Raw genomic sequence first — 12,871 nt, 5'->3', positions numbered from 1 at the left:
ACGGTTAATTGTGTTATCAGGAATATCCATTCCGGCCAGTTGTATGCTAATTTGGTCTGGCAGGCTTATGTAAAGAAAATATTGCCTGTAAAGATTGGTTGTGCGGTGGTTCATCCGGCTGCACCATTCCCAATGAAATAACATATTTCAGTGCATCGTCCACACTCATATCAATTTCACGTACATCTTTACTGTTGACCATAATATAGTAGCCACCAGTGGGATTGGGAGTAGTGGGCACGTAAACCGAAATATATTCATTGGACTGGGTAGCATCAGACTGCTTTGGCAATGCCGACGCAATATTATCCGGTATATGTCCAGATACAAATCCGATTGTCCAGATATTGGGTTGCGGAAACGGAATGAGAACCGGTGTTTTAAATGACTGGCGCGAATCTGACAAAAGAGATTCAGAAACTTTTTTTACGCCAGAATAGATACTTTTCACTACCGGAATGCGTCCCCACAAGGCGTCCCATGCGGCAAATATTTTACGTCCGAGCATATTTGCAGCCAATAGGCCAGTGAAGAAAACCACGATTATAGCTGCTACAAGACCCAGACCATGAATTTTAAAACCGAAAAGTGCCTGTGGCTGCCAACGTGCCGGTAAAATATTCACCAGCTCATCAGCCATGCCGATGATATAGCTGATTACCCAAATGGTGACAATAATGGGCAGCCAGACCAGCACGCCGGTGAGCATGTACTTTTTCAGAGATTTTTTTAGTTTTCCGCCCTCGGCAGGCTGTGGTGCCATATTTTGAGAAAGTCCTTTTAATCTGTTCTGATTACAAATATCAAACTTTATATTATACCCATATTTGGTTGTTTTCACAGTGGCTATTACTGATGTTGATTAAATTTTATTTTAAGGGGCAAACAAAGATTCAGAATTGGTTTGATGATGTCTGAGATACATCTTTATTAAATGTTATATGTGTTTGATTTGTATCGTCAGCATCGGTATGCTGAATTGATCAAATGTATGTATTTATATTTTCGTATACAATTAATTTGTTTGATTTTAAATTTTTGATATTAAATAAAAATAATAGAGAACCTTTTATTTTAGATTCTGCAAGCATTGGTTTACCGAATTTTTGAAGATTCACATTACCATATCAGCAAAATCGATTTAATTTCTTATTTGCAATTTATAACTAATGAATAATTAATAATTACAAATAAATTTTTATGTTAATCTATTTGGTATAATCTGTACCTTGATCAATATTCTTATAACGTTTTAGGAAGTTATAGCTTTCTGTATGGCCAGTTTCCGTTTTTTCTGTGCGTGGCTGCCATGGTGGGTAACAGGTGTTTGCGGTTCTTTTTTACTACCTCAGGCTTATATCTGGCCATGGATTAGTGTTTTTTTCGTATTGTTGATACTGTTTGTGTGTTCTGGTTGGCTGTGGTGTCGTTGTGTTGCAGCACTATGTGCAGGTGTAATTTTTGGGTTATGGCGCACCGATACAGTCTTACAACAGCAGTGGCCAATAACCGATAAGGCTCAACTACAGATTGTGACTATTCAGGTTAAAGATATACCGCAGCAGGATACACAACGCAGCCGCTTTGTTGCTCAAGTAAACCTACCCGACGGCCGGCAGCAACAATGGTTGATTACTGATTACAGCAGGCAAGAATGGCCAGTGGGGAGCCGATGGGAGATTAAGGCCAAAGTTCGCGCTGTTATCGGGGAAAACAATATGATTGGGTTCAATCGTGAAGCGTGGGCGCTCAGTAATGGTATCGGAGCTATGGCTAATGTCGTTAAGGGACAACGTAAAGCTTTAACAGCTGCTTCAGATTGGAAAATAAAACTTGCTAAGTGGCGCATGTGGTGCAGCGCACGTTGGCATAATCAGGAGCAAAAATATCCGCAAGGTGTAGCTCTCCTGAAAGCGCTTGCTGTGGGGGAACAATCTGCATTACCAGCAAGCGCATGGCAGATATTCCGCCCGTTGGGACTAAATCATTTAGTCAGTATTTCCGGATTGCATGTGGGGATGTTGGCTATGCTGGCAGGATGGCTATGCAGCAAGTGCTTGCAGTATATGCCGGTACGAATCCATCAGCCGTGGATATATACGCGCTCTACAGCAGTTATAACTGCCATTGTTTACAGCGCTCTGGCCGGCTTTGCTGTACCTACACAGCGGAGTATGCTGATGATTATTATACTGGCACTTACGTGGCGTCGCGGTTATTTACGCGCTTTTCAAGTGTGGTGGCTGACCATAGCATTAGTGCTGCTGTTTGACCCGCTAGCGTCATTAAGCGTGGGTTTCTGGCTTTCTTTTCTGTTGGTAGCAGTGCTGATGTGGGCAGGTGACGGTAATAGTCAGCATGCTAAATGGCGGCAGATGGTACAGGGTCAATGGGCTGCCGGTATGGCTTCCGTGGTGCTGGTGGCTTATTGTTTCGGTTCGGTAGCCATTATCTCGCCACTGGTTAACGCTGTTGCCATTCCCTGGTTTACCTTGGTACTGGTACCACTGGCTTTGCTTTCGTTGATATTGCCATTAGATATCTTACGCACGATGGCGGCTTATCTGGCTGAGCGAACCATGCGTATGCTGCATTGGATTGCTGATTACGCTCCAGAATACTATCCGGCACAGGCACCGTTAGCCTTGTGGTTGATTGCTGCTGTTGCAGTTATGTTGTTACTTTTGCCTAAAGGCTGGTATTTGCGGCCTTTGTGTTTGCTTATTTTGCTTTTATTGCTGTGTTACCGGCCTCCTAAACCGGCTTTTGGCGAAACTAATATCAAAATATGGGATGTAGGGCAGGGACTAGCCATCAGCATTACTACCGCCAGACATGAATTGCTATTTGATACTGGTACAGCTTACGCGGCACAGTCTGTGCTTATGCCCAACCTGCGTGCGGCTGGTATCAATCGTTTGGATACGCTGATATTGTCACACCATGATAATGATCATGATGGTGGTGCTTCGTTAATTAGGCAACAGCTGCAACCACTGAAAATTATTGCTGGACAGAGCAAAGCCTATAACTTTCCGGTGCAACCCTGCCTAGGTGGTGAAAACTGGAAATGGGATGGAGTATGGTTTGAGTTTTTGAATCTACCAGTAACACAGAATAATAAAAAAAATGATTACAGTTGTGTTTTGCGAGTGATCAGCGCTGATAAGGCACTGCTAATAACTGGAGATCTGGGAAAACAAGGAGAACGAGCTTTAGTAGAGGCTTATGGTGATGATTTATTTAGTCAGATTCTTGTATTAGGCCATCATGGTAGTAAACATTCCAGTGAAAAAAACTTTCTTCGTACTGTGGCTCCTATCTATGCAGTAGCCAGTGCCGGCTTTGCCAATTCTTATAGCCATCCTCACACAGAGGTTCAACAGTTACTGGAACAAGAAGGTGTTACTCTATTACGCACCGACCGGCAGGGAGGATTACAGACAACTCTATCTTCACACCCACTACATTGGAAGTTATTACAAAACTACCGGCCTTATTGGCAGCGTAAACCAGCATTACTTTAGTTTACCAGCAACTGAACGCCATAATATACTGGCGTATAATGGATAAAATAAATAAACGGCTGATTTGAAGGATTCAACATGCACTGGCGTAAACTATCTATATATATCCTGACAGCTTTCATACTGGCTGCATGTGCTACCCCAGAGCAAAAAGCAGCACGGGCTGCGGCAGAGAAAGCTGCACAGCAAAAATTACAACTTGATCTAGCTGCTCAGTGCGACCCTCGCACCGCTGAGCTGATGCAGGCTCAGATGCAGAATCCAGCTTTTTTTTCTGACCCTGCTAATGCCAAAATAGCTCAAGAGTACATGCAGAAAGTAAACTTGCCTATTTTTCAAAGCTGCTACAAGCTGGCATGGAATAATTATATCAATCAGGTGAAGCTAGAGCAGGCGCGTAGCTGGGCCATGCAACGTAGATGGGACAATGATATGGACTGGATGATGTTCCGGCCGCGTTGGTGTCGAAGTAGTCACAATGGACGGACATTTGTTCATCGCTGCTAATGCAAAAAAACAGACAGGTTTAACCTGTCTGTTTGCCTTGTTATAAGTTTACTTACTGAGTTAGAACGTCTACACCTTTGGGAGGTGTAAACTTGAACTGTGCCCGGTTTAATTGTGGATGCGTATTGATTTTACTGAATGTAATCGTAGTCAGATTACCAAAGCTATCCTTTAGCTGCATATTAGCCAGATTCTCACCTTTAAAACCGATACGAATATTCTGATAGCCTGTATTACTACGTTTAGGTAAGGCACGGACATAGTCAATACCGTTGCTGCTACCATCATCAGATAATGAATAGTTGGCATTTAAGGCTGTTTTATTAGATAGAATGGCTGCTGGAGAATCGCCAATTGTCTGATTTTGAGCACGTTTTGTGACTTGAGCCAGATCCTGATCATAAAGCCAGACAGTGTTTCCATCACCTACTATTATCTGTTTATAGGGCTGGGTGTATTCCCAGCGAAACAGCCCCGGCCGCTGAATAGCAAAAATACCCGCAGTTGTCTGAGTTCGCTTTTTACTTTTCACTGACTGACTAAACTGTCCGGAAATACCATCTGTATCAGCATTGAATTTTTGCAAAGTTTCCAGTCCGCCTGCATTAACCCATGCAGTACTGAAAGCCAAAATGCCGCTGAGTACAGCCTGAGACAAAATCCGCATTAAATACTCCTTTGCTTAACAATTATTGAATATTTTAGCTGTTTACAGATAAAGTTGGAACAGAAAATCAATGTTTGATAGGTCATGCCATTCTGGACTAAGACCTAGACACGTCTGCACTTGGCATAAAAATACCAATAAAAAAGCGGATAAATCAGCTTTTTTATTGGTGTGGATATTAGCCTATTTTACTGTTTAGCAGCCTGCTCAAAACGGGCATAATTCTGTTTTGCCTGTTGAAGTTTGGTTGTATTTTCATTCATTTTGTTTTGCAGCTCTGCTACTTTATTGTTGTCGCCTTTTGCCTGAGCTTTTGTTAGCTTACGCTGTGTTTCATCAATTTTATTATTTAGCTTAGCGATTTTCTGCTGATATTTCTGACGCAAATCATTGTTGTTACAATTTTGCGCAATATCGGCTTTTTGTGCATTAAGACGGTTAATCTGTCTTTGATTATTATTAGCGCGGGCATATTGCATTTGATTATCAATCTGTTGCTGTTTTTCAGCACAGGTTTGCCATTGATGATCGGCCAAAGCTGGTAGGGCGGCAGACAATGACAGACTAAGCAGAGCCACTTTAAGTATACGTGTTGTTTTCATAAATTTAACCTCTAGAGAAAATTAATTCTGTGTATTGTAAAACTAAGCAGCGATAAACACTATCTAAAATGTAAATTCAGTTTAAATCAAAGTTTATTTTGTTACTGCAGCGCATGTATACTGAATGCTCAGTTTTTTACCCCTTTCTGTGAAAATGTCCATTGCTGCCTTATTGGAATCAGCTTTGTTAAGTACTTTGCCTGATGAAAAATGTTCTTTGAGCCATACTGCTCATAAATTATGTATTCAAACACCAGCCAATGCTCTGAAGAGGGAGGTAACGGCTGTTATACGTGATTTTCGTTTTGCCGGCCATCCCGCAAGACCTAAGCTGGTACCACCTTCTAAAGTGAAAAGCCGTAAATTTTCAATCGAGGAAGGATATGCGGCTTTATTACACGCCGTTTGTCATATTGAATTTAATGCAATCAATCTGGCGCTAGACGCAGCCTACCGCTTTCGTCTCATGCCAGAAGAATTTACCCGCGACTGGGTACGTATTGCAGCTGAAGAAGCACATCATTTTCAGCTTATGCGGCAACGTCTGCAAGCTTTCGGCTATGATTATGGTGACTTTGCTGCGCACAATCATTTATGGGACATGGCCTATAAAACCGCATTCGACCCACTGCTGCGGATGGCTTTGGTACCACGCGTTTTGGAAGCACGTGGGCTGGATGTTACCCCAGGAATGCGCTCTAAAATTGCACAAAAAGGAGATGAGCATACCTGTGCAGTATTAGATATTATCTACCGCGAAGAAGTAGGCCATGTTCAAGTGGGAAATTATTGGTATCAGTATTTATGCGCACAACGAGGGCTAGAACCACAGGCTTTATTTCGGCGTTTACTCAGCCGTTATGATTTATTTATTTTCCGAGGTTATGTAAATATCGAAGCACGAGAACAAGCAGGTTTTTCCCGTTTTGAACTGGAAATGCTGGAAAATTTCGAACAAAGCCGCCAGTCTGATGTACACAACTGGCGGCTGGCATTGCAAAACTAAATATGTATTCTGTTAGGTAATAACGGCAAAAGAATTCTGAAACTGTATTCTCAATCTATTTCATAGCCGCAGCGAGTGCATTAACATTAAAACGGAACATATCGATATAGGTTGCCGCTGGCGCTCCGTTGCTCAAGGCATCTGAGTACAAACGACCACTGATTTTTGTCTGAGTTTCGCTGGCAATTCGCTGCACCATTTTCGGATTTTTAATGTTTTCTATAAAAATAGCTTTGATATGCTCACGGCGTATCTGGCTAATAATTGCTGCCACCTGTCGCGCTGATGGCTCGGCTTCAGTGCTTACACCTTGCGGAGCAATAAACTGAATACTGTAACGCTTGGACATGTAGGCAAAAGCATCATGACCAGTCAAAACCTTACGTTTGTCTGCCGGTACAGTATTAAATATTTTAGTAGCCCAGTTATTGAGCTCCGCCAGCTGGCGCTGGTAAGCCGCCAGCCGCTGCTGGTAATAGGCTTTGCCTTGCGGATCAACTTTAATCAATGCTCCGGCAACATTACGCGCATAGGTCTGCATCAGAACCGGGTCATTCCATATATGTGGGTCTGTGTGCTGATGATGGTCGTGGCCGTCGTCTGCCATCATCAAAGGCTGAATACCCTGAGTAACAGTAGCCAAAGGTACACGGCTTTGTTGAGCAGCTCGTTGCAAAGACAATGGTTCTAGGCCTAAGCCATTAAGTAGAATCAGTCTGGCTGAGCGCATGTCGCGTAAATCCTTACTGACCAGCTGATACATATGCGCATCCTGATCATAACCAATCAAGCTTCTGACCTGTACACGTTCACCGCCAATTTGCCGTGTAACATCGCCCAGAATACTGAAACTGGTGATAACCGGCAGCGGTGCCGCCTGAAGCAGGCTGGCTAAACTACACAGAAACATACTAAGCAGGCAAATAAAAAAGCCTCGTTTCATTTTTTATATATCCTTCAGTGGTTTATGATGCAAAAATTATCTCTAAGCAACATGGTGTCGCTGACGTTTATAGACTCGCCATAGAATACCGCTTTCACTGCCAACAAATAATGACAGTATATAAACCAGACCACAGCACAGAATAATAGCCGGCCCAGATGGTAAATCAATATAGAAAGACAATAGCAGACCTATATAGCCACACAACACAGCAATAATAGCTGCTATCATCAGAATACCGCCCATAGATTTCTGCCACAAACGGGCACTGATAGCGGGCAACATCATTAAACCTACAGACATCAGTGTTCCTAAAGCCTGAAATCCAGCAACTAGATTCATCACAACCAGTATTAAAAAAATAATGTGCCAAAGCGTGCCTTTACCGTTCACAGCACGTAGAAAAAGTGGATCTATGCTTTCCAGCATTAGCGGGCGATATATCACGGCCAATACCAGCATTGATATACTGCTCACTATCGCCACCAGCGTCAGCGCTGACTTATCGACTGATAAAATCGAACCAAAGAGTAAGTTCAATAAATCAACACTGTTTCCGCCACGGCTCACCAACACCACACCTAAGGCCAAACAGGTAAGAAAAAAAGCGGCAAAGCTGGCATCCTCGCGCACATTGGCAAATCGGCTGGCCAAACCGGCCAGCAATGCCATCAACAGGCCAGCAATAAGCCCGCCTAAACTCATTGCTGGTAAACTTAAGCCAGCTAGCATATAGCCGGCTGCTGCACCCGGTAAAATAGCATGCCCAAGCGCATCCCCAACCAGACTCATACGCCGCATCATCAAAAAAACCCCAACCGGCGCAGTACCTAAAGCCAGAAATACAATTGAACATAATGCATAACGCATAAAATCGTAATCAGCAAAAGGCTGAAAGAGTAAATAGGCCATATTCATTAATTTACCTGTTACACCACTGATCCTGTTCGTATTGCTGCATTGCTGCGGCCGCCTGTTGCAGATATTGTTCAGTCAATACATGATCCGTTTTACCCGCTGCAATTTTTTCCCGAGCAATTAACAAAGTGTAGGGGAAATACGCCTGCACCTGCTCATAATCATGCAAAACCGTAATCACCGTACATTGCTTCTGCTGCTGGTATGCTTTCAAAATATCCAACAAAGCAAAAGTTGTAGCAGCATCAACTGCGTTAAATGGTTCATCAAGCAACAAAACACGAGCATTCTGAATCAACATGCGTGCCAGTAATACTCGTTGAAACTGGCCGTTAGACAACTGAGCGATACTGCGTGCCTGATATTGCAGCATACCAACTTGAGTTAATACTGCAATAATCCGCTGATGCATAGATTTACTGATACCCGCAAAGAAACCAGTTTCATACCATAACCCCATTGCAACTAGTTCAAACACACTCATAGGCTGACTGCGGTCAATATCCGACTGCTGAGGCAGGTAAGCTATATCAGAGCGCTGTAAATGCTGCCAGTAAATTTCACCACTATCGGGTCGTACTAGCCCCATAATGGCTTTGAGCAACGTGGATTTACCCGCTCCATTAGGGCCGAATATTGCCCACATTTCATTTGGTTTAAAATCAATGCTGAGATGATGGATAGCTGGTCGCTGGCGATAACTAACCGTGACATTGTCTACCTGAATACTCATGATGCACTCACTGCCCATGCATACATCAACCACATCAAAGCCAAAATAACGCCCACACCCATCAACCGTTTACCCACACCGCATAGCAAAAGTGAAAACATTGTGATGCCTCTACCGGATCAGCCCAATGACAATTTAATGTTATAGTATAACATTACATTCATCATACCTATACTATAAAGTTTTAGCAAAATGAGAAATTTTAAGCAGTCAAAGGAAATGATAAATGATGTGTTAGCGCTCTAATGGGCAAGCGGTTGGGATGCAAAGCTTGTTGCAGCCGCACAGATAAAGGAGAGGGCAAACCTAGTATGGCAGCAGCAATTGCTTCGGCACATAAAGGCGCTGTCAGCAAACCTCGGCTGCCATGAGCTGTATTAATAAACATACCTGGCTGCCATGGACAAGGTTGATTAAGCCGATAATTTTTGTCCAAACGCAAGCGGGCATACTGTTGCAGCATCGCCTCTGCATTGCCCACAGGCCCAGCCAAAGGCAAATGATCAAATGCATCACAGCGTATAGCCGCATGTCCCTGTGGTTTTGCATTCGGATTCAGATTTGCTGCGAGATGTGGTAGCCAGCGGCGCAATTGCTGCCAGTTAACATTTTCATCCTCTTCATTTAGGCTGTTATCGGTATTGTTCGGATGAAAAGTGGCACCAAAACAAAGTTTATCCTGCCATGCGGGGGTAATATAGCTATTTCCACTTAGCGCACAGGTTGGTTTTATAACATCAGTTCTAAAACAAGCTGTGGTAGTTTGTCCTCTGATTTTATGCAATGGCCAGCCAGCAACTGGAAAGAGCGTATCACTGTCCGCTCCGGCACAGATAACTACATGGGATGCTTCCAAAGTGAATGATCGATTCATATTCTGACAAACAATTTGCCAGCCATTATTCTGATACGCAACACTTGTAACTTTAGTTGCAGTCAACACCTCAATTATAGGTTGTCTAAGCAAAGCATCAACCCAGCTATAAGGATTGATGGCAGCACCAAATGGCCACCATAATCCCCCTGAAGGTAATTCCATACCGGCAATATCACCAGCCTGAGTCTGCGTGATAGATCGAAACAAAGCATTATCAGGATTTTGCGAAGCTAATAATCCATTGCGATTTTTTTCAGCATCATTGTAATTCAAATGGAGTACACCACAGTCTAGCCAGCCTTGACCCACTGGCAAACTATTTTGAAGCAGGCTACGGCTAAATCCATAGCCTGCCAGCAACAACTCTGTCTGCACAGTATAATTGGGAGAAATTTTGGCATACAACAGCCCGAGATAGTTGCCAGAGGCAGCACTGGCGAAGGCATGTTGTTCAATTACTGTGACCGCAATCCCCCGTTTGGCAAGAGCAAAAGCAGTGGCAGCTCCAGAAATACCGGCACCGATTACCACTACAGATTTAACTGCTAGAGTGGGAGGCAATGTTAGCCAAGGTTTAAAACCACTAACACCAATGTCAGCCTTATCGTGTGAAAAACCCGAGTAAAACTGCACCCAGTGCTTATATTCTTGAGGCCGAATCAGAAGGAATTTACCTGCCGCTCGAAATGGATAGCTGAATACCGGTTGCTGTTGCCAGAATAATCTTGCCTGAGTCCAAAACCTCACTATCGCTTGCCCAGAGGCTGAGGTAGCCAATAATGTCTTCGGCCAGCTTTCGGCTACAACTATAACCTCAGCCTGCTCATCATTTCCCAACTGCTGAGCCAGCTCATCTGGCTGTGGCCAATTATGGAAGACATAAGCACTCATGGCAGCCGTACAGTTTCATTATGCTCAGCTGATGCACCGCTACCCTGATTTAGCCAGAGCCATTGCTGTTGCAACGTCTGCCGCAGACTATTCTGCTTTTGCTGAGAAGTATGTAAACCAGCAGTAAGTTTTTGATAATCTATGGAGAATGAGGGTCTAGTAAACGTACCGTTAATACGTAACGGCAGTAAAGTCTGTTGTTGTGCTCGTCGAGTGGCAATCAGAACATTATAATCCATCTGTTGTTGTAACCACTTCACATCACCAGTACCCTTGATATCAAAATTATCAGCATGTAGTTCCATACGGCTACTTCTGGTATTTCCATTACTCAATGGAATCTGCAAGCGAATATAGCGAAAAGGCGTTTGGCTAGTTTCGTTGTAAGCTACAGTTGTCTGACTGTCACTATTTTGCAGAATATTATTAATATCAATACCGTTCCACACACCTTGACGAATATGGATATCCGCCTGACCCGAAAGACTGGAAAGCCATTGCTGACGGTTGACACCTGTTCCATGGAAATCAAAGTCTGCATCGCCTTCACCATCAAGATTATGCAAACCAAATGTATCTTGTAAAAATGATTTCATTTGCACACCACGTGCATGTTGCCGTGCTTTCCAGCTTAAAGGATTAGAATTAGTCACCTGCAACAATCCATCAGTATTGCCACCATACATATTTAAACTGATAGGGTCCAAATTCAATGTACGTGCATTTAGAGACAACTGAGTTTTAAACTGATTCACAACTACCGTTGGTGTGAGCAGAGAATCAATGGATAGTTGTGCCGTAAGCGACCGTTTCCTAAACCAGCGATACCATAACTGTTGCCAGTCTGGCGGGAGCAAACTAGTACTGTTATCTGCATAAGGGCGTAAATTTAACTGTGCCAGATGAATGCTTCCGTTTATTTTTGCTTGCTGTTTATCATGTTGATAGTCAAGAGAAATGCTGACAGGCTGATTATCAAACTGGCCTTGCAGATTAAGCTGACCGTTGCCGGCATCGTCGCCCTGAACACTGCCAGATAAATCACTGATGAAACGGGAGTTGGGTAGGGCATTGACAGTATCCTGGTGGCTATTCACCGAAAAATTGTCAATTTTCCAGTGGCGCATATCCAACCATGATAGCTGACCGCTGACAGTAAGCGCGGTCTGGAACAAATGGCTTTGCCAACCGCTGTCAATCTGAAACTGAGGTAAAAACCAGTGATTCTGCAACCAGCTGGTATTGGTGGAAGACACCGTGGCATTAATCGCATTATCACCAATCTGAGCTGTAGCAACACCATTTAATTGTGGTAAAAACAGTTTAGCCCAGCCTACCTGCCAGTTTTGCCCATTGCCGGTCACATGCAACTGATTACGCTGACTATGCCACTGCCATTGCACAGCAGCTGTCTGCAATAACTGCTGCTGTGGCAACCAGCGTGCATCAAAATGCCACTGGCCGTTACTCTTACCCAAAACAGAGACTTTCGTATCTATTTCCAGATTAACATCTTTCCACTGCATCACAGCATCAGGATGATAAACAGCATTGAGCTTGCAATGCAGAGTTTGCATATCTTGGCCTCCTAAAATTCCCTCCAGTTGCAGTGCACTGGAGCTGCCAAGATTACGCCATTGAAGATTCATCTGCTTAATATACTGTAAGTTCTGATCGTCTTGAATATTAAATTTAGCGTTTTCTAGTATCAGCCGGTTTATATGTAAACGTTTACCCGAATATGCTTTCTGCCATAAATCAGCCAGATTCCACTGGCCGTTACTACCGCGTACCAGATTGATACTTGCATCGTTAAGCTGCAACTTTTCAATTGTCATGCGGCCAAAGAAACTTTGCCAGCCCAAGCCGATTTTCATCTCGCCTACATTAATGTCATTTTTTTTAGTGGCAACATTTTTAACCTGCACCTGATGTAATGTCACAGTAGGGCGCGGAAACATAGAACGGCTGATATCTGCATCAAAAAAAACTTGTCTGCCACTATCGGCCACAAACTCATTAGCACGTTTATTAATTTCTTTAGCATTAAACAAATAATGCAACACAGCCATATCAATGGCCAATAGTAAAAATATGCTCAGGCAGCCAAAAACCAGCAATTTCAACCAAAATTTGCCTGAATGCAATAATGAAATCATAAAAAATTAATTTAAAATTGTTTCAGAATATGGATTTGTCG

General features: G+C 43.2%; 11 protein-coding genes. 3 read left to right on the top strand and 8 right to left on the bottom strand.

Annotated features, from left to right (window positions below; all coding sequences use genetic code 11):
- Positions 1–46: 46 nt before the first annotated feature.
- The gene (locus J3U75_RS02685) at positions 47–763 is read right to left on the bottom strand and encodes a DUF502 domain-containing protein (protein ID WP_267390374.1); all 717 of its coding nucleotides are present in this window, start codon (positions 761–763) and stop codon (positions 47–49) included.
- A 511-nt stretch (positions 764–1,274) separates the two neighbouring features.
- On the opposite strand from J3U75_RS02685, the gene J3U75_RS02680 reads away from it, so the two are divergent.
- Positions 1,275–3,527: a DNA internalization-related competence protein ComEC/Rec2 gene (locus tag J3U75_RS02680; RefSeq protein WP_267390373.1), complete on the top strand. Its 2,253-nt coding sequence runs from the start codon at positions 1,275–1,277 to the stop codon at positions 3,525–3,527.
- 78 nt (positions 3,528–3,605) lie between these two features.
- Positions 3,606–4,034 (top strand): hypothetical protein, encoded by a 429-nt coding sequence (locus J3U75_RS02675; RefSeq protein WP_267390372.1) that lies wholly within the window; start codon positions 3,606–3,608, stop codon positions 4,032–4,034.
- A 52-nt stretch (positions 4,035–4,086) separates the two neighbouring features.
- Here the strand turns inward: J3U75_RS02675 and lolA are convergent, their stop codons facing one another.
- Both lolA and J3U75_RS02665 read right to left on the bottom strand, forming a co-directional pair.
- Positions 4,087–4,701, bottom strand: a complete 615-nt coding sequence (gene lolA, locus J3U75_RS02670; RefSeq protein ID WP_267390371.1) for an outer membrane lipoprotein chaperone LolA — start codon at positions 4,699–4,701, stop codon at positions 4,087–4,089.
- Positions 4,702–4,889: 188 nt separating this feature from the next.
- Entirely contained in the window at positions 4,890–5,303 is a 414-nt protein-coding gene (locus J3U75_RS02665) for a DUF1090 domain-containing protein (protein ID WP_267390370.1), read from the bottom strand.
- Between the two features lie 124 nt (positions 5,304–5,427).
- Here J3U75_RS02665 and J3U75_RS02660 point away from each other — a divergent pair, with 124 nt between their 5' ends.
- Positions 5,428–6,309 (top strand): ferritin-like domain-containing protein, encoded by an 882-nt coding sequence (locus J3U75_RS02660; RefSeq protein ID WP_416384668.1) that lies wholly within the window; start codon positions 5,428–5,430, stop codon positions 6,307–6,309.
- Positions 6,310–6,364: 55 nt separating this feature from the next.
- On the opposite strand, the gene J3U75_RS02655 is transcribed toward J3U75_RS02660, so the two are convergent.
- The 5 genes from J3U75_RS02655 to J3U75_RS02635 form a co-directional block, all read right to left on the bottom strand.
- On the bottom strand, positions 6,365–7,252 hold the full coding sequence (locus tag J3U75_RS02655) for a metal ABC transporter substrate-binding protein (protein ID WP_416384669.1): 888 nt from the start codon (positions 7,250–7,252) through the stop codon (positions 6,365–6,367).
- Between the two features lie 42 nt (positions 7,253–7,294).
- Positions 7,295–8,170, bottom strand: a complete 876-nt coding sequence (locus J3U75_RS02650; RefSeq protein ID WP_267390369.1) for a metal ABC transporter permease — start codon at positions 8,168–8,170, stop codon at positions 7,295–7,297.
- Between the two features lie 4 nt (positions 8,171–8,174).
- Positions 8,175–8,903 (bottom strand): metal ABC transporter ATP-binding protein, encoded by a 729-nt coding sequence (locus J3U75_RS02645; protein ID WP_267390368.1) that lies wholly within the window; start codon positions 8,901–8,903, stop codon positions 8,175–8,177.
- A 202-nt stretch (positions 8,904–9,105) separates the two neighbouring features.
- On the bottom strand, positions 9,106–10,671 hold the full coding sequence (gene mnmC, locus J3U75_RS02640) for an FAD-dependent 5-carboxymethylaminomethyl-2-thiouridine(34) oxidoreductase MnmC (protein ID WP_267390367.1): 1,566 nt from the start codon (positions 10,669–10,671) through the stop codon (positions 9,106–9,108).
- On the bottom strand, positions 10,668–12,797 hold the full coding sequence (locus J3U75_RS02635) for an AsmA family protein (protein WP_267390366.1): 2,130 nt from the start codon (positions 12,795–12,797) through the stop codon (positions 10,668–10,670). The genes mnmC and J3U75_RS02635 overlap by 4 nt, the downstream gene beginning before the upstream one ends.
- Positions 12,798–12,871 lie beyond the last annotated feature (74 nt).

It is taken from the genome of Snodgrassella sp. B3088, from assembly GCF_026535815.1.
GTDB lineage: Bacteria > Pseudomonadota > Gammaproteobacteria > Burkholderiales > Neisseriaceae > Snodgrassella > Snodgrassella alvi_E.
The sequence above is the reverse complement of the archived record's forward strand: the minus strand, read 5'-3'. Positions and strand labels throughout refer to the sequence as shown.